We start from the raw sequence: 26,346 nt of genomic DNA, 5'->3' as shown, positions 1-26,346 counted from the left end.
TGATGAATATGAAATAATGACTTCCACTTATAAGAATGTGAAGAAGTGTTGATGCCAGTTGGAACTGTGGTAAAGGTTGAGGGAGGCATCCAAGGAAATATGAGAGATGTGCATGATGATTTGGCGCAAGGTTATGAATCCAACTTCTATGAAATTGTGGGATTATATAAGCATTTATTATCCTGGAGATTTTAAAATAAAATCTACCTAATTATAGAAGTGATTTGAACGTAAGGAAATTGTAAGAAATGCATAAGAAAAAAGAAATTTTTATTATGTAGGATACAAATATAGAGAAGCACAAAAGAGGGAGGATAAATAGGGTTTATTTATACGAAAACCAAACTAGTAACAAGCACATTCTAAATAAAAAAATCATTTATGGTACTAACATACATGTGAAAAAGAGAGGTTTTACCGTTTGTTACAACAGTAGGGATAAAGCCAGAATAGTAGTTTATGTGATGTTTGTAATTGAACAAATAAAAGATGAAATCGATCATTTATCTAAGGAGGAATTTTTCTTATGGAAAATAAATTATCTGGAGTGTTAGCCGCTACCTTAGCTCTAACGATGAGTCTACCAACAGGAGCGATAGCGTCTTCTAGCAGTAAGACTCCGGTTGTATCTAGCCAAGAAGTTGCTAGCAAAGATTTGGAGAAGATTGCTGCAGACAACGCTGCACTGCTCACGAAGTCCTATGAGACGACTAGTGTACAGTATGCGCTGATTGATAATGGTAAACTTATTTTGTCGGGTCAGACAGGTAAGAACGACATAGAAGGGAAAGAGCCACTAACTAAAGATACTCTATATGGAATTGGTTCAACCAGTAAAGTATATACAGCTGCGGCTGTTATGAAACTGGTAGACGAAGGAAAAGTTGATTTGGATGCTCCTGTTGCCCGCTATATTCCTGATTTCAAAATGAAAGATAAACGATATAAGCGTATTACACCGCGTATGCTGTTGAATCACTCCTCGGGTATGCAAGGTTCGACGTTCAATAATGCATTTTTATTTAAAGATAATGATGCTTATGCCCATGATATATTATTGCAACAATTGTCCAACCAAAACTTGAAGGCAGACCCTGGTGCGTTCTCAGTATACTGTAATGACGGTTTTACACTGGCTGAGATCTTGGTAGAAAGAGTCAGCGGTATGAGTTTTACTGAATTTCTACATCAAAAGTTTACAGAGCCATTAAAACTGAATCATACGATAACATCGCAAGACAAATGGGAAGACGAAAAGCGGGCTGGACTGTATTCTCCGACATACCAGGGACAGCTACCAAGTGAAATGGTGAATCTAATTGGTACGGGAGGAATCTCTTCTACTGCAGAAGATGTGGTGCGATTCTCACAAATATTTATGGGACAGGGAAAAGAAATTCTCTCTAATAAAGCAGTCAAGGCGATGGAACAAGAAGAATATAAAAAAGGAATGTGGCCGGAAGATAGCGGAAATGTGTTCAACTATGGACTTGGCTGGGATAGTGTGAAACTATACCCATTCAGTGAATATGGGATAAAAGCGTTGACTAAGGGTGGGGATACGATACTGCAACATGCTACATTGGTCGTGCTTCCAGAACAGAAGATGGCAGCAGCTGTATTGTCCTCCCGTGGCAGCAGCATGACAAATCAACTGTTGGCAAATAAATTACTGCTAGCTAGGCTTAAAGAGAAAGGGACAATTAAGGATATAAAGCCAGATAAATCCTTCGGCAAGCCCGACAAGGCCAAAGTGCCTCAAGACGTGGTAAAAAAAGCAGGATTTTATGGAAATAGCTATAGCCATTTCAAAATAGAAATTACGAAGAAGGGAGAACTGTTTTTACCAACTAAACCGGAAGAAAAATATGTATATACGGCGGATGGAAGCTTTATAAATGAGAAGGGTACTTCCAAGCTTAACTTCGTCACAGAGAAGAATGGAAAAGTTTATTTGAGAGAGAGCACATATGAATTATCACCGGGATTGGGGCAAAATGTGCTGACTCACTATTTAGCCCAGAAATTAGAAAACAATGTGTTACCGAAGAAAACAGCTGCTGCATGGGCGAAGCGCGAGGGTGGCAAGTTCTATCTCGTTAACGAAAAATTTAATTCTATGAACTATCTAGGACAACTAATGCCTCTTAACACACAAATTACGATCAAGGATGGATATTGGGACGGCAAAACAATTACAGGTCCGAATACGGCGACGCATCAAATTCAAATTCCTGTGATGAATGGGCGGGATACAAAGGAAGCCCATTTCTATACAGAGGATGGTACTGAATATATGGAGATGTCCAGCTTTTTATACGTCAGTGAATCTAACGTAAAACCCCTTGATACAGGTCAATTATCGAAAGTTACATTGCAAAAAAATGGGCATGCGAAATGGTTTACGGTCCCGCAAGAGGCAGCAGGGAAAACGATGAATGTGGAGTTGTCATCAGGAAGTTCATTCGCGGTGTATGATGAGAATGGAGTATGCGTCAATTTTACCGTCGTTAGTGATAATAACAAAGTGAAACTACCAGAGAACGGAACGGTTGTATTTGCTGGCGCACCGAACTCCGAATTTACAGTCGCATTGAACTAGCTACAACTCGGGATAGACTTCAATAAAACAGTGCGACATGGAAAAGATATTTTATTTGTATCTTAAGTATTACCTTAAATGATATTACACTTAAATTCTTACCTTAATAGCAATGGGATAGGACCACATGCCTATCAGCCTAAGAAAATAAATCAACCCCATGTCCATCAAGCTAGTAAAAAAAATACCCCAAAAATAGTAAAATTGACATCCCCAGAGTAAAAATGTAAAAAATTATTGTTTAGGGGCAGCGTAAAACATTAGTTTGATAGCGATATGGCGCTACTCATAAAAAAGAAATAGGAGAGAATATCCTATTTCTTTTTATTAATATAATAAAATGTAATGAATAGATCCAAAGGAATGATAATAATTAGAAGTAACAAGTGTATAAGTGCATCAGTTTTTCCGTTTAGTAAAGACTTTACAAAGAAATCCCATTCTGTTTCATAGGGAGGTTCTACCCAATTTCGTTGCAGACCTAATACCATTCCATTTATAAAATAGACAATACTTAATAGAATCCTTCCAACAAATAAGGCAGCTGTTTTTATATTCCAATCCTTTATCTTGATGACATAAAGGATTGGAAATAGTATCAGTATCCAAAAAAACAAGAATAAAGACTGTATTTCCCATTCTCTCCTCCTAACAAAATGATTGTATTTTTAATCTTGGTAAATTCTTAGGTTGGAGGTATGTTTCATTGTTACTGGTTAAAAACAAGGACCGTAATTCCGGCTCCTTTTCTATTCCGCAAAATAAAGGTTTGCTTTATCTCTCGGTTTCAAAAAACTCAATCCATTCTCCATCAGGACCAGCGAAGAATAAGTAACGTGTTCCATCTGGTAATGTTTCAATTTCTTCTCCTAATAAAAAGGTTACGCCGTGTTGCTGTATTCTTTCGATTTCATCTTCTAATGAATCCACTTTAAAGCAAATGTGATGTACTTTTCCTTCTGCCGGAAGAGAAGAGTTGTAGCCTTCAATGAGTTCTAGTATCGTTTCCTTCGATTCTTCTACACCTAAAAAAGCGAGTTTTAAGTCTGGATTCGGGTGCCCCATACGTTTAATGAGCTGTAAGCCAACTACTTCTTCATAAAATGAAATAGATGTTTCTAAGTTTGCAACCATAAGTCCGACGTGTTCTATTCTTCTAACAGGCATGTAGATTCCTTCTTTCTGAAAATTATATACAATATAATATTGAAAATTAAGAAAATAAGCAAGATAAAAACCTTACAAATTTTAGCGTGTTATATGGTATAGTGAGAAAGTATGTTTGGGGAGAAGGAAGGAGATTATACGATGAATACACCTACTCAAACTCCTTCATTATCGGAAACGATGAAAGAGTGGCATTATGCATTAGCATATGAAATTAAACATTGGAAAACGATAGGTGGTAGTAAAATTTCTATCATGAATGGTCGTTTTTTATATACAGATTATGAAAGTACAGTATATGTATTTCAGCTTATTTCGGAAGTAAGCTTACCTGAAGGTTCACCGATTCGAATTGAGTTCGATGGTGAGGAAGCGACAGGGGAAGTATTATCTGTACACGGATTAGAAATAGAATTGAAATTAAATGATTATATACAAGGTGAAATACGAGAAGCTGTTTTATACAGTGAACCGTGGCAGCTTTTAGAGCAGCTGCAAGAGCGATTGAAAGAAGCACGTAAAGATAAGCTGAAACGTAATCGTATAAAGCGTCTTGTTGATGGGACGAGCAGTCCGAAACATATTGAGAAGATGAAAAATCCAAAAAATGAATTGGCGTATCGTTCATTTTACAATCCGACGACGTACGTGTGGGGACCACCTGGAACAGGGAAGTCTTACAATTTATCACGTATTATTTCGGCGCATTATCAAAAAGGAAAGTCGGTACTTGTGTTAGCCCATAGTAATGCGGCAGTAGACGTATTAATGAGTGAAGTAACGAAACAAATTGAAAAGAAAAAGAAATGGACGCCTGGCGAAATTGTTCGTTACGGTTATAGTCAGCATGAACATATACGAAATCATGAAACGTTACTTGCGTCGAAGTTAGTTGAAACGACGAACGGATCTTGGGGAGAAGAAAGACTCTATTTAGAAGAAACACGACAAGATCTTCGCGAAAAGATTTTATCGCATAAAGCGACTTCTGCTGATAAGAAGCGTATACAAGAGATTGAAAGTGATCTTCGAAAGCAAAAAGCAAAAATTAAAGAAGTAGAAAAAGAATACATTGAAAATGCGAAAGTAATCGGCGCGACTTTATCGAAATGTACCATTGATTCATTGATTTATGAGCGTACATTTGATTTAGTTGTCGTAGATGAAGTGAGTATGGCATATGTTCCGCAAATCGCATTAGCTGCTTCACTTGGAAAACGTATCGTCGTTTGTGGCGACTTTTTACAATTACCTCCAATTGCGATGGCGAACCATGAACTTGTTCGCAAATGGCTCGGGGAAGATATGTTTTACCATGCTGGGATTGTTGAGTCTGTTAATAAATCAGAAGCACATCCGAACCTATTTATGTTGCAGGAACAAAGACGTATGCATGCGGATATATCGAAGTTTACGAATTCGTTTATTTATAAAAATAGAGTATACGATCATCCGTCTGTTTCAGAGCGTAAAGAACTTGCGCAATTGCAGCCGTTCGCAAATGAGGCGAGTGTTTTATTCGATACGAGCTTAATGGGAGCCTTTTCTTTAAAAGACGCTGCATCTGGTTCACGTTTTAACATTATGTCTGGTTTAGTAGCAATGCAAATGATGTTAATCGGATTGTTAGATGGTGTTCAATCGATTGGTGTTGTGACACCTTACAGGGCGCAGTCACGCTTTTTATCGACGTGTATTAGAGAAATGTTGCAGAGAACGAAGTATCGTCATATACCTGTTTTAGCGGCGACGGTTCATAAGTTTCAAGGTTCTGAAAGAGATATGATGATCTTTGATACGGTTGACAGTTATCCGCAAGAACGACCTGGCGTATTATTCTTTGATCACAAAAACCATCGCCTCGTCAATGTAGCAGTGACAAGGGCGAGAGGGAAGTTCATTCAATTATCAGATTGCCATTATATGCGTAAAAACCTTTCGAGAAAACAAGCATTATCACAATTAACAGCTCATATAGAACGTCACGGAGATGTGTATGATCGCACGACATCAAGACAATTGTGGGAACGGAAAATTTCGAAACGTTTACGCTGGTTTATGGAAATGAATCTTGAGGAAACGAAAGGGTTATTAAAAGATATTTTAGCCGCAAAACGAAAAATTATTATTTCACTTCCAAGTACAAAACAAGTGGATAAAAGAGTATGGCAAGCGTTAATGCGTACAAATGCGCAAATAACGGTGTATAGTGATGGACCAGTTCCACTGAAAAATGTAAAGTTACAAAGACAAAATAAAGCATTCCCGTTTATCGTAATTGATGATGAAATCTTCTGGGCAGGCGCACCGCTCACATCTCAAATGATGTTTGAAGGTAGTACAGAATTTCCATACGTATGTGCAAGACTGCAAGCACCTGAAACAATTGGTGTATTAAAAGGATTTTTAGATATTCGGTAAATTCGGATAGGAATTCCTTGACTTTTATTTGAAATGAACTTAGAATGAATGTAATTTAATATAATTTTATGAAAATTCTTATCACGAGAGGTGGAGGGACTGGCCCTATGATACCTCGGCAGCGGATTCGTTATGAATACTGTGCCAATTCCAGCAAGGTAACTTGAAAGATAAGAAAGAAGCTCATTTTGACTGTATATACAGAAGCCTCTTTCTATCTTTTAGAAAGAGGCTTTTTTATGTGAAAATAAAAGGAGGAAGAACAATGGGAGCGACAGGAGTAGCGTCACAAAGAAAAACAATTAAAGAGAGTATCGAAAGAAATAAGGAAAAGTACATAGACACAAGTCATGATATTCATGCGAATCCGGAGATTGGTAACCAAGAGTTTTATGCATCAAGAACGTTAAGTTTATTACTGGGTAGTGCAGGATTTCAACTGCAGCACAATATAGCTGGACATGAAACGGGATTTATCGCGCGAAAAAGCTCTGGAAAACAAGGAGCGGCAATCGCATTTTTAGCTGAGTATGACGCTTTACCAGGACTCGGTCATGCGTGTGGTCACAATTTAATTGGCACAATTAGCGTTGCGGCAGCGATCGCATTATCAGAAACGCTTGAAGAAATTGGCGGGGAAGTTGTCGTGTTTGGAACACCAGCTGAAGAAGGAGGGCCAAACGGTAGCGCGAAATCAAGTTATGTAAAGGCAGGTTTATTTAAAGACATTGATGCGGCACTTATGATTCATCCGAGCGGAAAAACAGCGACAACAAGCCCTTCACTAGCAGTCGATCCACTTGATTTTCATTTTTACGGAAAAACAGCTCACGCCGCAGCTTCACCAGAAGAAGGAATTAACGCATTAGATGCGGTTATTCAGCTCTATAACGGTATTAACGCACTTCGCCAACAACTTCCGTCAGATGTGAAAATTCATGGCGTTATTACAGAAGGTGGAAAAGCACCTAACATTATTCCTGACTACGCCTCAGCAAGGTTCTTCATCCGTGCAGCAACGCGAAAAAGATGCGCGGAAGTAACAGAAAAAGTAAGAAACATTGCTGAGGGAGCAGCGTTAGCAACAGGTGCAAAAGTAAAAATCCATCAATTCCAAAATGAAATCGATGAATTACTCGTAACAAAAACATATAACGATATCGTAGCGGAAGAACTAGAACTATTAGGTGAAGATGTAAACCGTAAAGAAAGAGTAGGGATCGGTTCAACCGACGCAGGAAACGTAAGTCAAGTCGTACCGACAATTCATCCGTACATTAAAATCGGACCAGATGATTTAATTGCACATACGAATGAATTTAGAGAAGCAGCACGTTCAGAACTTGGAGATAAAGCATTAATTACATCGGCAAAAGCATTAGCAAATACGGCGTATCGATTAATTACGGAAGAAGGGTTGTTAGAGAAGGTGAAGGAGGAGTTTAGAGAGGCACAGAGGAATCAGGGGTAAGGCGCTTTTTCGAATATAAATCTAATTCATATGCAGAAATAATAGAAAAGAACATTGAAAAATCAATGTTCTTTTCTATTTATGAATCATTTATTTCTTTAGTGATATCTTGAATCTGGTCTAGTCTAGTTTAATAGTAACGGTGATCTGTGAGTTCGAATTGCATTAAAGGATAATAACTAGAGAATGTGTTGTAATTAAAATTTATATTTCTATATTAATTTGTAAAATAAATTCACTTTATGTTATTATATTTCCCTTGGACTGACAGTTTATAGAATGTATAGTGAATATTTGAAAAGTTAAAATAGGGGATGTATTACGTTGAAATGGTTATCTTGGGACAAAAATTTAAAAACTAGATTGATTGGCGAAACTATGTTCAATACATTGTTTTGGATGTATTTTCCGTTTATGGCAATATACTATAGCGATGCTTTTGGTAAAGCAATTGGCGGAATTTTAATGGCAATTATACCTCTTGTAGGCATAATAGGTAATTTGTTAGGTGGATATTTAGCTGATCGATTAGGGCGTCGACCTGTCATGCTATTAGGCACAATCATACAAGTAGCAATGTTTGCAGTTTTTGCTTTATCTCATTCACATTGGATTAATTATTTAGCCTATATCGGTATTGGAATTAGCGGGGCAATATACAGTCCAGCAAGTTCTGCAATGATAGCTGATATAGTGCCAGAAAAGGATAGAAGGGTGGTCTTTGCCACTTTTGTTACAGCAAATAATATTGGTGCTGTATTTGGACCAGTGTTAGGTTCATTTTTCTTCTTTCATTATCGAAGTGAATTGTTATGGACTTGTACAATTGTTACATTTATTTATTTTATAGCAATCTATTTCATAATTAGAGAAACGCTGCCCGAAGCTTCTAAAAATGATGGAGATAACAATCCAATATCAAAAATCTTTAAAGAACAATGGAATAATTATATGAAAATTTTTAGTGATAAAATTTTCTCTCTTTACATATTTGCGGGAGTTTTGATTATGATAGCTTTCATGCAGCTAGATCTTTATCTTGCATTATATGTAAAGGAATTTGTACCAACTCAATCTCTTTTCTCATGGAGTACTGGTTCATTCTCTTTGAGTAATACTGAAATTTTCGGATGGATGATGGGGTTAAATGGCATTTTGTTTGTTTTATGTTCTTTACCTGTTGCAAAATATTTTGAGAATTGGAGCGACCGAAACGTTTTAATTGTCTCTAATATATTATTTGGAATGGGTATGTTTTTAATAGGGTTAACAACGAATATATGGCTACTATTTGGCTTTATGGCAATATTAACTATTGGGGAATTGATTCGTTCGCCAGTTGTGCATAGTTTCGTCAGTAAATATGCACCTGAAAATTCTAGAGGACAGTATATGGCAGCATCTAATTTACAATTTACCATTGGGCGTTTTATTGCACCAATAATGATTGTATTTTCTACATGGCTATCTCCAATTGTTGTGTTCGGAATTATATTACTTTGTACCCTTGTTAGTGCAGTTTTCTATGTGAAAGTATTTCGTATGATTTCAAATACAAACATACATAATTCTACAAAATAGCCCTGTTATGCAGGGCATTTTGTAATTTGATAACTTAAAAGTTCTGTTAAGGGAAAGAAGAGAAGAATATATTAATCAAAAAAATTGATTAATTAGTTGCATAAAGAGCTAAACTACATATATACTATAAACATCAAAAAAATTTGATGAAGGGAGAGGGGACTAAAATGGCACAAGATTTTCAGCTCTATGAGAAAAAATTTAAAGCATTAGCGGATCAAAAGCGTTTAGAGATTATGTATGAACTTTGCCAGCGAGGCCAGACTTGTGTATGTGATTTAGCAGAGATTTTTGAAATGACGCAATCTAAGTTGTCCTATCATTTAAAGATTTTATTAGATGCAGGTTTAATTGTAAAAGAAACAAAAGGTACGTGGAGTTATTATGATTTAAATGATGCGGAAGTAAATAATTTATTATCAGAAGAATTGTGCTGCATTTTTAGAAAAACAGGCAAAGGTAGTTGCTGTTAAAATTTTGTAGTATTAATCAAAAAAAATTGATTAATAACATATAAAGAGGAGGAATAAGTTATGAGATATGTTCATGTTGGTATAAATGTTACGGATTTAGAGAAGTCTATTGAATTTTACGAAAAAGTATTTGGTGAGTCACCAGTTAAGGTGAAAATGGATTATGCAAAATTTTTATTAGAGACGCCAGGACTTAACTTCACGCTGAACGTACGAGATGAAGTGAAGGGAAACCAAGTAAATCATTTCGGTTTCCAAGTGGATACAGCTGAAGAGATTACATTGCATAAAGAAAGATTAGAAAAAGAAGGTTTCTTTGCACGTGATGAGATGGATACAACTTGTTGCTATGCGGTTCAAGATAAGTTTTGGGTAACGGATCCTGATGGGAACGAGTGGGAATTCTTTTATACAAAAGCACAGAGTGATGTTCACAAAATAGAAGAGTCATCTTGTTGCACGACTTCTAACGTAGTAGAACAAAATTCTTGTTGTTAATAGGAGATGGAAAATAAAATGAAACGTTTATCTTTTCTAGATCGATATTTAACACTATGGATTTTTCTAGCTATGGCTGTTGGGATTGGTTTAGGGTATGTATTTCCTAGTGTAGTAGACGGACTAAATACATTACAAGTTGGAACGACGTCTATCCCGCTTGCTGTTGGTTTAATTGTCATGATGTATCCACCATTAGCAAAGGTTCGTTACGAGGAAATGGGCCGAGTATTTAAAGATGTAAAAGTATTGGTTTTATCTTTAGTACAAAACTGGATTATCGGACCTGTACTTATGTTTGTTTTAGCAATTATTTTTCTTCCTGATAAGCCAGAATATATGGTTGGTCTCATTATGATTGGGTTAGCACGTTGTATTGCGATGGTCATTGTTTGGAACGATCTTGCAGATGGGGATAAAGAGTATGCAGCAGGTTTAGTGGCTTTTAACTCAGTATTCCAAATGCTATTCTTCTCCGTTTATGCATACGTGTTTGTAACAGTCATTCCAGAATGGTTAGGAATTGAAGGGGCTATTGTCGATATTACAATGGTAGAAGTAGCGAAATCCGTGTTTATCTATTTGGGAATTCCTTTTATAGCAGGTATGTTGACGCGATTTGTACTCGTTAAGTTAAAAGGTAGACAGTGGTATGAAAAGGTATTTATACCGAAGATTAGTCCACTTACATTACTTGCATTACTATTTACAATCATCGTTATGTTCTCTTTAAAAGGGGAAATGATTGTTAGCGTACCATTAGATGTAGTAAGAATAGCGATTCCGTTATTAATCTATTTTATTGTAATGTTTTTTGTTTCTTTCTTTATGGGAAGAAAAATTGGTGCAAACTATCCGGTGACGACAACGTTAGCATTTACAGCAGGTAGTAATAACTTTGAGTTAGCGATTGCTGTAGCAGTTGGTGTGTTTGGTATTCATTCGGGCGCAGCATTTGCAGCTGTTATCGGGCCGTTAGTGGAAGTACCTGTAATGATTGCACTTGTAAACGTCGCTTTTTGGTTTAAGCGTAAATATTTTAATGATCAACCAGTATAATTTAAAAACAAAGGTGGAAAACAACATGGAAAACAAAAAGACAATCTATTTCTTATGCACAGGAAATTCATGCCGAAGCCAAATGGCAGAAGCGTGGGGCAAACAATATTTAGGTGATAAGTGGAATGTATATTCTGCAGGAATTGAAGCACATGGAGTAAATCCAAACGCAATTAAAGCAATGAATGAAGTAAATATTGATATAACAAATCAAACTTCGGATATGATTGATATAAATATTTTAAATAATGCTGATTTAGTCGTTACCCTTTGTAGTCATGCAGATTCTGTTTGTCCGTCTACACCAAAACATGTGAATCGTGTTCACTGGGGATTTGATGACCCAGCAGGAAAAGAATGGTCTGAATTTCAACGTGTTCGCGATGAAATTGGAGAACGTATAAAGAGATTTTCTGATACAGGGGAGTAAATAAAGGAAAGAGCCAATCTTCTATTTTATAGGGATTGGCTCTTTTTTTATTGTACATAGTTATGACTGCATTGGTTCGCATAAATTACCGAAAAGCAGAGGATATTCTGTTGGGTTTATAAAGTTAGAAATATATTTAATCATGTAGGTGTTCATAAATAATAAAGTCATATAAAAGATAATAAAGTTGTTTAGAATTAGAGGTGGTATGATGAATAATCACACTACCTTTCCTTTGTTAAGTATAATTAAATGAAAGGATTTTTGGATATATAAATAAAGGGTAGTATATTAGCGCAAGGGGGAGAATGATGGATAAGTTGTTACAAGAAATTATAAATTGGTTAAAGATGAGAGATGAACAAATTGTTATCGGTATTTCAGGACATGGTGCAGCTGGAAAAACAACGTTTACTAATAGACTCGTAAAGCTACTAAATCAAAATGAAGTAAATTATATTAATACAGATCCTTACATTGTTAGTTCAGATATCCGCAAGCATGCAGTGATTCACTATACATATCAAAATGAAAATCATCGTTATAAAATGACAGCTTGTCATCCAGCGGCGCACCATTTGGCAGCTTTAGAAAGAGATATTCATATGGTTAGAGCGGGGCTAGATTTTTATACGATAGATACGCATTATATGAAAAGTAAGTTGATTTCTTCGGAAAATAAAGTAACGATTGTGGAAGGAATGAGCGCCGCATTTATTAATCCTGATTTATTTGATTTGAAAATTTATTTTTATACAGATGGCGAAACGGAACTAATGAGAAGATCAAGCCGGGATATAGCTGAAAGGGGAGCCGATATAAATTATTTGAGGCAGTCTCATGAAGAACGCCGGATTCAATATGAAGTATTTATGCATTCGTATAGTCAGCGTTTTGATATCATTATCAAAACCTCTGATGAAACAATATGTTTAGAAAAAAATACATTTGAGTTTTATAAAGTTTAAATGAAAATCCTCAATTTGCTAATTGCATTATGACGCTTCATTTTTCTTATTTAGTACTTGTATTAAACAAATGTATTATTTAATCAATAATACATTCACTATGAAATAACTAGATTTTTAAAAAGATTTAGTAGCCTTCTTTCATCTACATATATAGAAGGCTATTGTAATTTTGGCGGCAAAATTACATAACTTTATTATTACTCCACAGTAGGATAGAATTCTTTATTTGAATACATTAGGTGTATCTTAAAAATCCTCACTTTAAAAGGTTTTTATTCGGAAGTACAAGAATGAATTTTTGCATGAAAGGGGAATAGGGTGAAACGCATAATAAGAAATGTAGTAATAAATTATTTTAAAGAAATTCATCCACTAATAGTGGAAGCAGAATTACATAAGAACAGTTGGCATACAGATTTACATTATAAAATCATCGTAAATGGAGACCGGTATTCCGCACGGTTTATGAATAGCGATCGAACAACTAATCCAGCTTTTGGGACATTATCAAATGAACAATTGAAAGAGCAAGTACGATTTACGTATTATTTACGAGAGCATGGAATCCCATTTATGCAGATTAAGGAGAATCGGGCGGGAGGGTCATTTACATTTGTTACTTGGAATGATGAACAGTACCGGTTTGTATTGTCTACTTGGATTGAAGGGGAGCATATTACTCATTGTACAGAAACAATGGCAGAGATTTTTGGAAAGGAAGCAAGAAATATACATGATATTTCTAGTACATTTCAAAACTCGACTTTTCAAAAGAAATCGCATTTAGATGGATATGGTGAGTTTATAAAGCTATTAGAAAATAAAGGTGGTACATGTAAGGAATTGCGGGGGTATATAGAGCTCGCTAAGTGTCATATAGAATGTGCATATACGAATAATTTGGAGTTTATTGTACAAACCGATTTAAATCCTTTGAATGTTTTATGGGGATCAAGTCAAAAGGTAAAAGGAATTGTGGATTTTGAATCTATTAGTTATGTTGACCGCGTTGAAGGGTTAGCCTTTTTAATAAAGTGGTATTCCCGGACAGAAGGAATGGAGTCACATGTAGTATGTCCGAAAGTTGCTAGAGCATTTTTAGAAGGGTATGGAGCTAATAACATTTTAACTTTAAATGAGTATGAAAGACTTTCTTCGTTGCTATGGTTATCAGGTAGTTTAAATTGGAACTTTGTTAAAAAGACGATGAACCTAATGGGTGACGAGAGTGCATTAGTAGAACATTTGAGAGTTTATAAAGGAAGAGGAGAAAGACTGTCGTCATTGTTAATTGGTAGATAACATTTATTATTCTAATTTTGGATGCGAAAAAGAAAGCATATGGGGTGTTCAAAAAATGAAAATACAAATTGTATTGTTTGATGGTTTTGGAGAACTTGTCTCCTTTGCACCTTTTGAAGTATTGAAAAGAGCGATAGAAGAAGGGGCTCCATTTACGGTTGAACTCGTATCAAGTGTACAGAAACAAGAAGTTACTACTTCATTTGGAATTACGGTGAAACTACATGATTTTTTACGAACGGATAATCGCCCAGATTTATTAATTGTACCTGGTGGAGGCTGGAATCATAAAGCTGGGCACGGAGCAAGAAAGGAAGCTGAGTTTGGTACTTTGACTAAAATGATTAGAGAGATGCACAACGAAGGAACGATTGTTGTGGGAGTTTGTACTGGAGGTATGTTACTAGCTGCATCCGGTATATTAAATGATAAAAAGGCGACAATGCATCATTTGGCGCAGAGTGAAATGAGTGAATATGGAGCAGAGTTTCTTCCTTACAGAATTGTAGATCAAGGCGATATTATTACTGTAAGAGGAGTTACTTCAGGAATTGATTTAGCTCTTTGGGTTATCGAAAAGTTCGCAAGTCCTAAAATTGCAGCCGCTGTTGAATATAGAATGGAATATGAGCGGCGAGGTGTTGTTTGGAAGTAATTTAATTATATTTTTTGCTGCAGAGCGTATCAAATATTGTAAAAGAGAAAGAGTCAACTCATACGAGTAGGTTCTTTCATTTATATACTATATTGCTTATTTTTCACAGTAATATCTTTTTCAAAAAATCATAAAATAGATAATATATTTTGTTCCACATTGATAATTATTTTCATCATATATTTATAAATTAGTAAAATTTAGTTTACAAATTTGCGTACAACTTATATAATTTGACTCATATAAAAAAGTTTCCCTAAGGAAACTTAAACACGGATTTACATTCGCTTTATATTTTTTTGCTTAAAAGTTGCCTTTACGCAAAATAATTATATATACGAAAAAAAGAAAGGGGAATGCATAAGAAATGGATGAGGCTATAATTGTTAAAGATTTGTTTGTATCGTATCAAGGGAATCAAGTAGTTCAAAATGTCTCCTTCGATATTGAGAAAGGGAAGCTCGTTGGAATTATTGGTCCAAATGGAGCGGGGAAATCTACTTTAATGAAAGCTGTATTAGATTTAATTCCAAATGATAAGGGATATGTCCAAATCCTTGGAGAGGATATTCGAAGCATTAGAAAGAGTGCTGCATATGTACCGCAAAGAAGTGATATAGATTGGGACTTTCCGATTACAGTTTTAGATGTCGTGCTAATTGGAACGTATCCATCTTTAGGTATGATGAAAAGACCGAAGAAAGAGCATCGGGATTGGGCGTTTGATTGCTTAAAAAAAGTCGGAATGGAAGAGTTTAAAAATCGCCAAATCGGTGAGCTGTCAGGTGGACAACAACAACGTGTCTTTTTGGCGAGAGCTTTAGCGCAAAAGGCGGAAATATTCTTCTTAGATGAGCCGTTTGTCGGAATTGATGTAACAAGTGAAGAGACAATCATTAAAATTCTTAGGGAACTACGTAAAGAAGGAAAAACGATTGTCGTTGTCCATCATGATTTAAGTAAAGCAGAATCGTATTTTGATAAATTACTATTAATGAATAAAAGCTTAATTCATTACGGAGAAGTACGCCAAGTATTAGAACCAACTGTTATGTCAAAAGCGTATGTGAATCAAGGAATATTGTTTAATAATGCAGCGGAGGTACATTCATCATGAAGATTGTAGAATTTATAGATGCATTAACGCAGTATAGTTTTCTGCAGAAGGCGTTATTAACTTCCGTTATGGTAGGCGTTATTTGCGGCGTAATTGGCTGTTTTATTATTTTACGAGGTATGGCTTTAATGGGAGATGCCATTTCACATGCTGTTCTTCCAGGCGTAGCCCTTTCTTATATGATTGGTATGAACTATTTTATAGGGGCGGTTTTAACAGGTGTTATTACTGCAGTAGGAATCGGATTTGTAAGTCAAAATAGTCGTATTAAACATGATATGGCGATAGGAATTATGTTTACATCTGTTTTCGCTGTAGGGATTATTTTAATTACCTTTATGAAGAGTAGTTCTGATTTGTATCATATTTTATTCGGGAATGTTCTATCAGTTCGTTCTTCCGATATGTGGATGACACTTATTATTGGAGTCGTCATTATTGGTCTTGTAATGTTGTTTTACAAAGAATTACTCGTATCCACGTTTGATCCAACGATGGCGCAAAGCTATGGATTACCGAATAAATGGATTCATTATGGCTTAATGATTCTCCTTACAATGGTTACAGTAGCTTCACTTCAAACTGTTGGAATTATTCTAGTCGTTGCGATGCTTATTACACCAGCGGCTACAGCGTATTTATTAACAAACCGTTTATGGGTCATGATTTATTTAGCAGCAGGCATTGGTGCGCTTTCATCTGTAGTAGGGTTATATTTTAGTTTCTCTTATAATCTTGCTTCAGGTGCAACAATTGTTCTTGTCGCAACATTCTTGTTCGGATTGGCATTCTTTTTCTCACCATCACAAGGTTTGTTTTGGAGAGCTATCAAAATTAGAAAAAATAGAGCAGAGTTGTCATAATTGATTGGAGGATAATGATGAAATTAAAAAATATTTTATTATCGGTAATTTGTATTTTCGTATTTGCGTTAACAGCGTGTTCTAGTAACACAAATGGGAAAGAAGAGGGTAGTGGAAAATTAAAAGTTGTAACAACATACTCCATTATATATGATATGGTGAAGCAAATTGGTGGAGATAAAGTTGAGATTCATAGTCTTGTTCCAATCGGAGCTAACCCGCATGAATATGATCCACTACCAAAAGATGTTATGAAAATGACAGATGCAGATATGGTATTTTACAATGGGCTAAACCTAGAAGAGGGCGGAGCATGGTTTAAAAAGCTATTAAAAACGGCAAATAAATCAGCGAAAGATGCACCGGTTTATAAAGTAAGTGAAGGTGTAGAAGCTATTTACTTAGAAACAAAAGGATTAGAAAAAGAACCAGACCCACATGCTTGGATGAATATTAAAAATGGTATTGTATACGCTGAAAATGTGAAGCAGGCATTAATTAAAGAAGATCCTAAAAATAAAGAGTTCTATACTAAAAATGCTGATGAGTATGTAGCAGAACTTCAAAAATTACATGATGAGACAGTAAACAGAATTCATCAAATCCCTGAAGAAAAACGTTTCTTAATTTCTAGTGAAGGTGCTTTTAAATATTTTGGAAAAGCATATGGCATTAAGACGGGATACATTTGGGAAATCAACTCAGAAAATCAAGGTACACCAGATCAAATTCGAGATGTTGTAAGTTTAATTCAAACAAACAAAGTGCCAGCTTTATTTGTTGAAACAAGTGTAGATCGACGTAGTATGGAAACTGTTTCAAAAGAAACAAACGTACCAATTGCAGGGACAATTTTTACAGACTCACTAGGTAAATCAGGTGAGGATGGAGATACTTACTTAAAAATGATGAAATGGAATATAGATACCATTATTAATGGGCTAAAAAAGTAGGATCTATCTGTTTTTCAATGTAGCGTAACTATTGAATTTTTATAAAATAAGAGATGAAAGAGCTAGCTCATATGAGTTGGCTCTTTTATTTATCCCAATATTTGCGGGCGGATAAGATCCCCTCCTTAAAAATTCAGCGAATGGGGGGAGGGCTGCCCGTAAAATCCCAATGAATATGTACTAATAATCAGTGGGGGTGACAAAACTTCTAATAATTAAAGTTTCATTTTATAATTTTTACTTTATTAAAAGTAGATTTGTTAGAAAGGATAATCATTTATTGATATAATGAATGGATGCGAAGCAGGAAATAGATAGAAAGATACTGCTAGTAATTTATACTAAAAATGTAGGGAGATTGAACAGAGTTATGGGGAATGAAAAAGAAATTAGTTCCGCTAAATTAATATGGAAGATGACGCGCCCACATACATTAACGGCGACGTTTTCACCTGTAATTTTAGGGACAGTGGCATCACTTTATGTTGCCGAAATTGATTGGCTTTTATTTATTGCGATGATGCTTGCATGTTTAGCGCTGCAAATAGCAACGAACTTATTTAATGAGTACTATGATTTTAAACGTGGACTAGACACTGCTGAATCCGTTGGCATCGGTGGCGGAATTGTCCGTCATGGATTGAAACCAAAAAATGTGTTAACAGTTGCGCTTTTATTATATGTAGTAGCAGCTTTTATTGGCATTTATATTTGTATGAATAGCAGCTGGTGGTTAGTTGTCATTGGTTTAATTGGGATGGCAGTTGGCTATTTATATACAGGCGGTCCATTACCAATTGCGTACACCCCGTTTGGAGAATTAGTTTCTGGATTGTTAATGGGGACATGTTTTGTACTCATTGCTTTCTTTATTCAAACGAATACTGTAACGATTGAAAGTGTATTGATTTCCATTCCAATTGGAATTTTAGTAGGTGCAATCAATATGTCGAATAACATCCGAGATATCGAAGAAGATATTAAAGGTGGAAGAAAGACATTAGTAATCCTCCTTGGGAGAGAGAAAGCTGTAGTAACACTAGCGGTAGCCTTTTTCATTGCATATTTATGGATTGCCGTAATTGTATTAATGGGTTATATAAGCCCTTGGGCATTAGTTATGTTCCTAGGTTTGAGAAAGCCAATTTCTGCGATTCAAAGTTTCCAAAAAGGAGCAAAGGATCCTGGGTATATGCGCATCGCAATGAAATCAACAGCGATGACAAATACGATTTTTGGCTTGTTATTATCAGCAGGATTATTAATTAGTTATTTGTTTTAAATGAAAAATATTGTTAAATAGCTTAACCCCAATTTCTCAATTTTAATATAGAGAGATTGGGGTTTTTATTTTGACTTTGTTTAATGTTAAAAACAGTTTTATTTGAAATGAAAATACCAATAAATTGCAACTTCATCATTTTCAATATCCAAACCTTTATAAACAAGAAAATCAAACCCACCAATTACAAATCCACATTTTTCATAAAATTTACATGCTGTGACATTATTATTTTGCGTTTCAAGCATGATACCTGGCATATTGCCTTTTTTTGCCCACTGCTTTGCTTGATCAACTAATCTTTTACCAACTCCGAGTGAACGATATTTTTTATCCACTGTTATATCTTCTATGTAAGCATAGTGGTTCCAATTCTTTTTCAATACTATTAATCCGATGATTTGGTTATGTAACAGTGCTATGTAAATTACTTGATTAGGTTTATTTATATATTCATTGTAAGTCAGTTCTTCATTATCATCTTGATTTTGTAAATAACTTTTTTCATAACTCGGAACGTCTTCTACTGTATATTCTATACGTCTATTTACTTTGGAAAGAGAAAGAATTAATCGAGCATTCACTATAAAACTGTCATCGATCTTTGGGAAATTGTCTAAATCATTTTTTTCTAACTCTCTAATTAAAAGATTCATCGGAGCACCTCCACATAATAATATTTCTTCTAGTTCTTTATTTGATTCAAATTAATTCCAATTACAAAATTATAATAGAATTTCAATAGTATGGCTAACTCAGTATTTTATCTTTATAACAGCATGCTATTATCTTGATATAAAAATTTTGTTTAGAAAGAGTAGTATTTTTTATTTTGGATGTATATCCAGTTTTCAAATTTAACTGTATTAGAGAAAACAATATTTTTCTAAAGAGTGGATGCAATAAGTTATTCTTTAACTAATTTCGACATTATCTGCATTTTATCTTCACCTTCCTCTATTAATCTACTTATTGTAAATATCAACTGGAGTTAATGCTTAGCTGTATAAATAATGAATATGAAAATTAGTAGGGAAAGGATCGAAACATAATGAAAGAATCACAAAATAAGAAAAAAACAAATGTAGGAACTAAGGCAATACTATCTCTAGGAGTTGTTTTAGCAACGACCTTTTTCACGTTCTTTTTAATAGGAAAATGGAACTCTATTCCAGCGAAAGGAGTAGCTAATGAAAGTATTAAGCTAGCTAATACGCAACAACAAAAAAAGAAAGAGGACACATCACTGGCAAAACAGAAAAGACCTGATGGAAAACCGGTAGGAAAGGTTGTTTATTTAACATTCGATGACGGTCCTAGTGAATTAACTGGGAAATTTTTAGATGTACTAAAAGAACAAAATGTTGCCTCGACATTTTTTATGCAAGGTAGCAATTTACAAAATACAGGTTTTCAGGAAAATGTAAAAAGAGCGGTAAAAGAAGGACATTATATTGGTGCTCATAGTATGACACATAATAGTGATAAGCTATACAAAAAGGGACAATTTGTACCGGAGATGAAAGAAACGTTAGCTCTGATCCATAATATTACGGGTACAACTCCTAAACTAGTTCGTCCGCCATATGGATCTGCACCGGGATTAAAGGGTGAGGAAATTCGTAATCAAATTGTAGAAGCAGCAATAAAAGTTTGGGATTGGACAATAGATTCAAATGATTGAAAACTAAAAGGTAATCCACAGCAAATTATAGAAAATGTAAAGCGTACAACAACAGAAGATGTGGAAGTAGTTCTAATGCATGAAAAACCACAGACATTACAAGCGCTTCCGGAAATTATTAAATTTTATAAGGAAAAAGGGTATGAATTCGGGGTATACAATGAAGCGGATCATTTTCAACTAAATTTCCAGAAAGATCAACGTCTATAGTATCAAATAAATAAATTAAGAGCATGTTCTGATTCATCTTTCTTCAGGACATGCTTTTTTTGCTTGTTTCTATAACCTCATTATTACCAATTTAACAAAGCATCAGTTACAAGTTACTTTATGGATACCTCATTTTAAAATAACTAACTTATAGAAAAAATTGAATAATTTTCATGTGTAAGGAGATTTTAAGAAGGATATAGAGGAGATATTTTCCTTTTGTTTTCTAGATAAATGATTACTTACCCAAAACATTATAGTGGAACGGTTTCTAAAGCGTTTCTGTCAAGAAATCCTAACACTAAAGTTCAAGTATAAAAACATAAACCATTCGATAAATGGGGTAGTATGATGAAAAAACTTAGTAGAAAGCGTTTGAGAAAAGATATTCAGGAACTTGAGAGTGCAAGTATGCTACTTCAAAATGATCAAGAGTGCGAACTCAAGCAGAGTGTATCTGCGAATGAAGAAGTTTTGAGACAAGTTTTTGAAAATTGTTCCGATATTGTTTTTCGTCCAATAATCATAGATAGTCAAAATAAAATTCTTTTTATTTATATAGATGGATTAGTTGACACTAAAGTTGTGGAACAAGTTGTTTTGAAACCAATGATGTTCGAAGGTCTGCCTAGTGGAGTAAAGAGTGTGGATTCGGTAGGAGAAATTATACAAAATCAGCTAATTGCGGTTTCTCAAGTAAAGACAATTTCAAAAGTTCGTGAGGTTATAGAAGCGGTATTGAAAGCGAATATCGTTATTTTAACAGAAAGAGAGAGTCAAGCTCTAGTCGCTGATTTAAAAGGTTTTGAAAAACGAGGTATTGAAGAGCCGGCTGCCGAGATCTCTGTTCGTGGCCCTCGGGACGGGTTTACGGAAACGATAAGGGTCAATACGAGCCTGATTCGCCGAAGAATTCGAAGCCAAAAACTAAAAATGGAACCTTATTCGATTGGGGAATTGTCACAGACAGATGTGGTAATTGCCTATATTGAGGGCATTGCACCTGATTTGGTTTTGGATGAAGTTCGCCAAAGGGTAAAGCGAATTCAAATTGATGGAGTGTTGGAGTCAGCTTTCATTGAAGAGTTTATTGAGGACCAACCCTTTTCGCCCTTTCCACAAATTCAAAATACTGAGCGGCCAGATGCGGTTTGTGCAAGTTTATTAGAGGGGAAAGTCGCTATTTTAGTCGATAACACACCTTTCGTTTTGATTGTTCCTATGACATTTTGGACAGGTCTGCAAGCAGCGGAGGATTATTATGAACGCTCCATCTACACAACTTTTGTTCGATGGATACGTTTAATATTAATTAATATTTCATTATTTCTTCCCTCTCTCTATGTTGCTATTACAACCTTTCATCCTAAATTAATTCCGACAAATTTGCTTATTAGTATTGCAGCTGCGAGAGAAGGCATTCCTTTCCCGGCTGTCATAGAAGCGCTAATGATGGAGTTTTTATTTGAAGGTTTGAGGGAAGCGGGGGTTCGGTTACCAAAACCTGTTGGATCCGCAGTTAGTATTGTCGGAGCACTTGTTATCGGGCAAGCTGCTGTGCAAGCAGGTATTATTTCGGCACCTTTGGTCATTGTTGTGGCGACGACCGGTATTGCGTCATTTGCGTTCCCGCGCTACAACTTAGGAACGGCTTACCGGATGTTACGCTTTCCTATGCTGTTATTGGCAGGAATGCTCGGGCTATACGGTGTTGCAATAAGTACTCTTGCGATTTTGATTCATTTAACTAACATTCGTTCTTTTGGCATTCCGTATTTAAGTCCAGTTGCACCTCAGACTCCTCGTGATTTAAAGGATGTTTTTCTCCGAACACCTCGTTGGAATATGACCCACCGCCCAATAATGGTATCTGGTGAAGAGAAAGTCCGTTTTCCAGGTGGACAAAAGCCAGATGAGAAACGGGGAGGGGAAACAGAATGAGCCTGCACAAGGCACTCTGTATGATACTGGTCATTTCTTTATGCTTCTTGACGGGATGTTGGGATCGGACAGAATTAAATGATTTGGCAATAGAATTAGGATGGGGACTTGATCAAGCGAAGAACAATAAGATTGAAATTAGTGCTCAGTTTATTATTCCATCAAAAATGGGAATGGGACAGAGCGGAAGAAGTAATGCAGGAAAAGCGTTTTTTACAGAATCGGGAACGGGAAAGGATACACATGAAGCTATACAAATGATGCAAACAAAAATGTCGAGAGAAATTTTTCGAGGGCACCAGCGTGTAATATTGATTGGAGAAAAAATGGCTAAAAGTGGTCTTGCTCCAGTTTTAGATGCATATAGCCGCGATCCTGATATTCGATTACGAGTAGGTGTGTTCGTTATAAAAGGGAATACTGCAAAAGATTTTCTGAAAGCATCCATCCCTTTAGAGTCTATCCCGGCACTTGGGGCACTTAAAGAGCATATGCAAATAGAGGCAGCGGGAGATATGTCTTTGTTAAATTTTCTTATTGCTGGTACGAGTGATGGAATCACCCCGATTTTGCCCGTTATTAAACTAAATGTGTCTCCTAAAAAAGGTAAAACCGTGGTCAAAGGGTTTCAAATTGTAGGCGGTGCTATATTTAACAACGATTTCAAATTGGTAGGATACTTGAACATGCAGGAATGGTTAACTACTCTTTGGATAGTGAATCGTTTAAGTAAACAGACAGTTACAGCAACGGCCTCTAAAGGAAATGGTAGTGCAAGTTTATATATGACAAAGATCAATAGAAAAATCATACCTACTATACAAGGGGACACAATTAAGTGTGACATTGTTTTTTCTGGTGAAGGAACAATTCAGGAGAACAATACGAATTTAGATCTTTCGCAGCCAAAAAATCTTACTCTTTTAGAACATGTATTGGAAAAACAGTCCGATAAGGAAGCTCTCCAAACTATTAAAAAGGTTCAAAAACAATACGGAACCGATATCTTTGGATTTGGAGAAGCCATTCATCAAAAATATCCATCCGAATGGAAAGGGTTAAAAAAGAATTGGAGTAAACAATTTCGAAAAGTGGAGGTTTCTGTTCATACAAAGCTTACTATTCGGCGAGTAGGACTGACTGGACCACCGTTGCAGTTGAAGAAAAATGAAATGAAAAAATAAGGAGGAATATAGAGTGTGAGAAATTCGATGAAAATCTCTGGCAGGCAAATCTTTTGGATGATGTTCACATTTGAAGTAGGACAATCACTCCTTCTAGTTATTCCAGCGACGATTCGTACTGTCAAACAAGATGCGTGGATCTCGATTTTGATTGCAGGAGTGATAGGGGTTGCTCTTACTTTTTTGGCAACTACACTTGGTTCGCTTTATCCGAAACAAACTCTCATTGAATTTAGTCAAACTATTCTTGGTAAATGGCTAGGAAAGCTACTGATGATTCCTTACTTCTTTGGGTGGTACATGATAATTTGGATAACCGTCCGTGAATTTGGTGAATTCATTATTATCGCTTTGTTTCATAATACACCTTTGTGGGTCATTGTCTTTACTGCGATGTTATTGCTCATTTTTATCATTTACCAAGGAGGGGTGGAAGGTATTGGACGTTTAAGTGAAATCATAGGGCCGATTGTACTTTTAATGATAACGTTTGTAATCATTTTGAATGTTGGCAATATGAATTGGGATTATATGCGGCCTATTTATCACGATTCTGGCTGGCTTCCCATCCTTAAAGGTTCCTATACCCCTGTAGCCGCATTTTTTGGAGAGGCTGTTATGATGATGATGTTCGTTTTTTTTATGGATAAACCAGAGCAAGCGTCATCAAGGGCGATGTTGGGGGTAGGATTAGCCGTTTTCATGGTAACAATCGGAACATTAGCGGTCATTTTAACATTCGGTCCGAATTTATCTTCAAGTTTTTTGTATCCGGTTTACGATTTGAGCCGATACATATCTGTCATGGAGTTCATTCAAAATGTGGATATTTTGATAGTTATTATTTGGTTTTTTAGTATTTTTGTGAAATTGGCGTTATACATGTTTATCGCTTGTTATGGAACAGCACAAATATTTCATTTGAAGGATTGGCGAAAAGTAGCGTTAGTTCTTGCTCCTATTTCGTTCATCATAGCTGTGTCAGTTAAAAATATCCAGACATTTACCCATTATTACTACATATTTTTCGTAATTCCAATTGCATTTCCCATTTATGAGCTAGGGATTCCTTTACTGTTATTGGTGGTTGGCAAAATTCGAAGGAAATATGCATAAACCCAATCGGTAATATGTTTGGAGGGCAGGTATACTTTTAGTTTTTTGAATAATATAAAAAGAGAAAAATCCTACTCATAAGTGTAGGGTTTTTTGTTTGTATATTACGTTACAAGAGTTTCCTTATTTTCTTCGGAATGTCTTTTTTAGAAATCTATGCAACAGAGCCTTTATAGTAAGAGTATCTTGTTGGGGATAATCAAAAAACGCATATCGCAATATAAAAATTCACTTTAATACTAAAGGATACATGACAACGATTCGTATAAATTCTTCTCAATAATTGAAAATAAAATCAATCCAGATTATTATATTGTTATTGTAATTATAAATGTAATTACATTTTATTGAAGGAGGATACATAGATGAAAAACTCAAAAGGCTCGATTGAATCAGAGATAAGCAAAGCAATTACTCACTGGGAAAAGGACTACCTAGGACGCGGATCTATATCCGTTAAGACAGATATATTGCGGGATATGATTATCGTAAATTTACAAGGTATTTTAACGCCGGCTGAATATACTGTTTGCGAAACAAAAGACGGTATGCTAACGATAAAGAAAAATCGTTCGGAGCTAGTTGAATCTGGAATTGAAGATTTGAAAGAGATTATTCTAGAATTAACTGGAGAAAAAGTGAAAAGCTTTCATACGGATATAAGCTCCCGTACAGGTGAACGAGTAATGATTTTTAAATTGTTTAATAATCTTGAGGAAAAGTTTTAAAAATAAAAAACAGCTTAAGATTAGGGGGAAATAAACTGAAAATGTAGCGGGAGGATTCAGAAGTCTACAAGTTTTGCGCTTTATTTAACTTTATTAACATGCTAATAATAAAAATTAAGTTATTTAAATGTAATAAAGCTTAACTCGAATTACTCTAAAAAATTAATAAATAAATTGACAAACTGCTTAATATAGTTTATCTTATAATTGTTTTAAAAAATTAATAGATGCTTATTTTAACTGTTTGCTATAATTAAGGCTTTAGCATTTTTTTAATATGTAATATTGACTAAATGAAAAAGTTTCTTAATTGAAAGATAGCGCATAACATAAATTGATATATTGATTGCATAATCTAGGAGATCAGAGATATACTGTTATTTTTAATAGGAGTAATACATACATTACTATCCTCTATAAAATGGGAGCTCTTCAAAAAACTTTATTGAAGTTAGTTGAAGTGAAACCGACAATCTCCATAATTCAATGATGATATAAAATCATTGAATTATGGAAGTTGTCGGTTTTTTTTATGGGAAAAAACGATGCACTAAAAAGAGTGAATGAAAATTGAAATTTAAAAAATTATCTTAATTAAAAGGAATTTTTATAGGTTATTTTCGCTTAGAAGGGAGTAT

At 35.2% G+C, this 26,346-nt stretch carries 21 protein-coding genes, 2 pseudogenes and 1 riboswitch; of the genes and pseudogenes, 20 read left to right on the top strand and 3 right to left on the bottom strand.

Annotated elements, in window-relative coordinates; genetic code table 11:
• Positions 1–526 precede the first annotated feature (526 nt).
• Positions 527–2,602 carry a serine hydrolase domain-containing protein gene (locus tag AXW78_RS15285; RefSeq protein ID WP_061884367.1) on the top strand — a complete coding sequence of 692 codons (2,076 nt, stop codon included), beginning with the start codon at positions 527–529 and terminating at the stop codon, positions 2,600–2,602.
• A 314-nt stretch (positions 2,603–2,916) separates the two neighbouring features.
• Here AXW78_RS15285 and AXW78_RS34900 read toward each other — a convergent pair.
• Positions 2,917–3,241: pseudogene (locus AXW78_RS34900) on the bottom strand (hypothetical protein).
• A 135-nt stretch (positions 3,242–3,376) separates the two neighbouring features.
• Positions 3,377–3,769 (bottom strand): VOC family protein, encoded by a 393-nt coding sequence (locus tag AXW78_RS15275; RefSeq protein WP_046946095.1) that lies wholly within the window; start codon positions 3,767–3,769, stop codon positions 3,377–3,379.
• Positions 3,770–3,880: 111 nt separating this feature from the next.
• Between AXW78_RS15275 and AXW78_RS15270 the strand changes: the two genes are divergently transcribed.
• The 14 genes from AXW78_RS15270 (at position 3,881) to menA (ending at position 18,845) form a co-directional block, all read left to right on the top strand.
• Positions 3,881–6,190: an AAA domain-containing protein gene (locus AXW78_RS15270; protein ID WP_061884365.1), complete on the top strand. Its 2,310-nt coding sequence runs from the start codon at positions 3,881–3,883 to the stop codon at positions 6,188–6,190.
• A 75-nt stretch (positions 6,191–6,265) separates the two neighbouring features.
• A riboswitch (SAM riboswitch) is annotated at positions 6,266–6,367 on the top strand.
• 88 nt (positions 6,368–6,455) lie between these two features.
• On the top strand, positions 6,456–7,661 hold the full coding sequence (locus AXW78_RS15265; RefSeq protein WP_000501359.1) for a M20 family metallopeptidase: 1,206 nt from the start codon (positions 6,456–6,458) through the stop codon (positions 7,659–7,661).
• A gap of 324 nt (positions 7,662–7,985) precedes the next feature.
• Positions 7,986–9,242 carry an MDR family MFS transporter gene (locus tag AXW78_RS15260; protein WP_000871746.1) on the top strand — a complete coding sequence of 419 codons (1,257 nt, stop codon included), beginning with the start codon at positions 7,986–7,988 and terminating at the stop codon, positions 9,240–9,242.
• A gap of 167 nt (positions 9,243–9,409) precedes the next feature.
• Positions 9,410–9,715 (top strand): arsenical resistance operon transcriptional regulator ArsR, encoded by a 306-nt coding sequence (gene arsR / locus AXW78_RS15255; RefSeq protein WP_000046013.1) that lies wholly within the window; start codon positions 9,410–9,412, stop codon positions 9,713–9,715.
• A 60-nt stretch (positions 9,716–9,775) separates the two neighbouring features.
• The gene (locus AXW78_RS15250; RefSeq protein ID WP_061884364.1) at positions 9,776–10,213 is read left to right on the top strand and encodes an ArsI/CadI family heavy metal resistance metalloenzyme; all 438 of its coding nucleotides are present in this window, start codon (positions 9,776–9,778) and stop codon (positions 10,211–10,213) included.
• An 18-nt stretch (positions 10,214–10,231) separates the two neighbouring features.
• On the top strand, positions 10,232–11,272 hold the full coding sequence (arsB, locus tag AXW78_RS15245) for an ACR3 family arsenite efflux transporter (RefSeq protein WP_000826587.1): 1,041 nt from the start codon (positions 10,232–10,234) through the stop codon (positions 11,270–11,272).
• A 25-nt stretch (positions 11,273–11,297) separates the two neighbouring features.
• Positions 11,298–11,702, top strand: a complete 405-nt coding sequence (gene arsC, locus AXW78_RS15240; protein WP_000428358.1) for an arsenate reductase (thioredoxin) — start codon at positions 11,298–11,300, stop codon at positions 11,700–11,702.
• Between the two features lie 311 nt (positions 11,703–12,013).
• On the top strand, positions 12,014–12,670 hold the full coding sequence (locus AXW78_RS15235; RefSeq protein WP_000359528.1) for a uridine kinase family protein: 657 nt from the start codon (positions 12,014–12,016) through the stop codon (positions 12,668–12,670).
• A gap of 321 nt (positions 12,671–12,991) precedes the next feature.
• Positions 12,992–13,975 (top strand): phosphotransferase enzyme family protein, encoded by a 984-nt coding sequence (locus tag AXW78_RS15230; protein ID WP_000821333.1) that lies wholly within the window; start codon positions 12,992–12,994, stop codon positions 13,973–13,975.
• Positions 13,976–14,030: 55 nt separating this feature from the next.
• A complete protein-coding gene (locus AXW78_RS15225; protein WP_061884854.1) occupies positions 14,031–14,630 on the top strand; it encodes a DJ-1/PfpI family protein in 600 nt (199 codons plus the stop codon).
• Between the two features lie 367 nt (positions 14,631–14,997).
• Complete coding sequence (locus AXW78_RS15220) at positions 14,998–15,747, top strand: metal ABC transporter ATP-binding protein (protein WP_061884363.1); 750 nt, start codon at positions 14,998–15,000, stop codon at positions 15,745–15,747.
• Entirely contained in the window at positions 15,744–16,610 is an 867-nt protein-coding gene (locus AXW78_RS15215) for a metal ABC transporter permease (RefSeq protein ID WP_061884362.1), read from the top strand. The genes AXW78_RS15220 and AXW78_RS15215 overlap by 4 nt, the downstream gene beginning before the upstream one ends.
• 17 nt (positions 16,611–16,627) lie before the next feature.
• Entirely contained in the window at positions 16,628–17,563 is a 936-nt protein-coding gene (gene mntA, locus AXW78_RS15210) for a manganese ABC transporter substrate-binding protein/adhesin MntA (protein ID WP_061884361.1), read from the top strand.
• 370 nt (positions 17,564–17,933) lie between these two features.
• Positions 17,934–18,845: a 1,4-dihydroxy-2-naphthoate polyprenyltransferase gene (gene menA, locus AXW78_RS15205; RefSeq protein WP_061884360.1), complete on the top strand. Its 912-nt coding sequence runs from the start codon at positions 17,934–17,936 to the stop codon at positions 18,843–18,845.
• Positions 18,846–18,943: 98 nt separating this feature from the next.
• Here the strand turns inward: menA and satA are convergent, their stop codons facing one another.
• Positions 18,944–19,501, bottom strand: coding sequence for a streptothricin N-acetyltransferase SatA (gene satA / locus AXW78_RS15200; RefSeq protein WP_046946086.1), 558 nt, complete (start codon positions 19,499–19,501; stop codon positions 18,944–18,946).
• A gap of 395 nt (positions 19,502–19,896) precedes the next feature.
• Between satA and AXW78_RS15195 the strand changes: the two are divergent.
• The 5 genes and pseudogenes from AXW78_RS15195 to AXW78_RS15175 all read left to right on the top strand — a co-directional run bounded on the left by AXW78_RS15195 (position 19,897) and on the right by AXW78_RS15175 (position 25,708).
• Positions 19,897–20,739, top strand: a pseudogene (locus AXW78_RS15195) (polysaccharide deacetylase family protein).
• Between the two features lie 348 nt (positions 20,740–21,087).
• The gene (locus AXW78_RS15190; RefSeq protein ID WP_003301784.1) at positions 21,088–22,680 is read left to right on the top strand and encodes a spore germination protein; all 1,593 of its coding nucleotides are present in this window, start codon (positions 21,088–21,090) and stop codon (positions 22,678–22,680) included.
• Positions 22,677–23,864: a Ger(x)C family spore germination protein gene (locus AXW78_RS15185; protein ID WP_061884359.1), complete on the top strand. Its 1,188-nt coding sequence runs from the start codon at positions 22,677–22,679 to the stop codon at positions 23,862–23,864. The genes AXW78_RS15190 and AXW78_RS15185 overlap by 4 nt, the downstream gene beginning before the upstream one ends.
• 27 nt (positions 23,865–23,891) lie before the next feature.
• Entirely contained in the window at positions 23,892–24,980 is a 1,089-nt protein-coding gene (locus AXW78_RS15180; protein WP_033690224.1) for a GerAB/ArcD/ProY family transporter, read from the top strand.
• Positions 24,981–25,345: 365 nt separating this feature from the next.
• Complete coding sequence (locus AXW78_RS15175; RefSeq protein WP_000798164.1) at positions 25,346–25,708, top strand: Na-translocating system protein MpsC family protein; 363 nt, start codon at positions 25,346–25,348, stop codon at positions 25,706–25,708.
• The last annotated feature ends 638 nt before the right edge of the window (positions 25,709–26,346 follow it).

The sequence above is a fragment of the Bacillus thuringiensis genome (genome assembly GCF_001595725.1).
Taxonomy (GTDB): domain Bacteria; phylum Bacillota; class Bacilli; order Bacillales; family Bacillaceae_G; genus Bacillus_A; species Bacillus_A thuringiensis_K.
The sequence above is the reverse complement of the archived record's forward strand: the minus strand, read 5'-3'. Positions and strand labels throughout refer to the sequence as shown.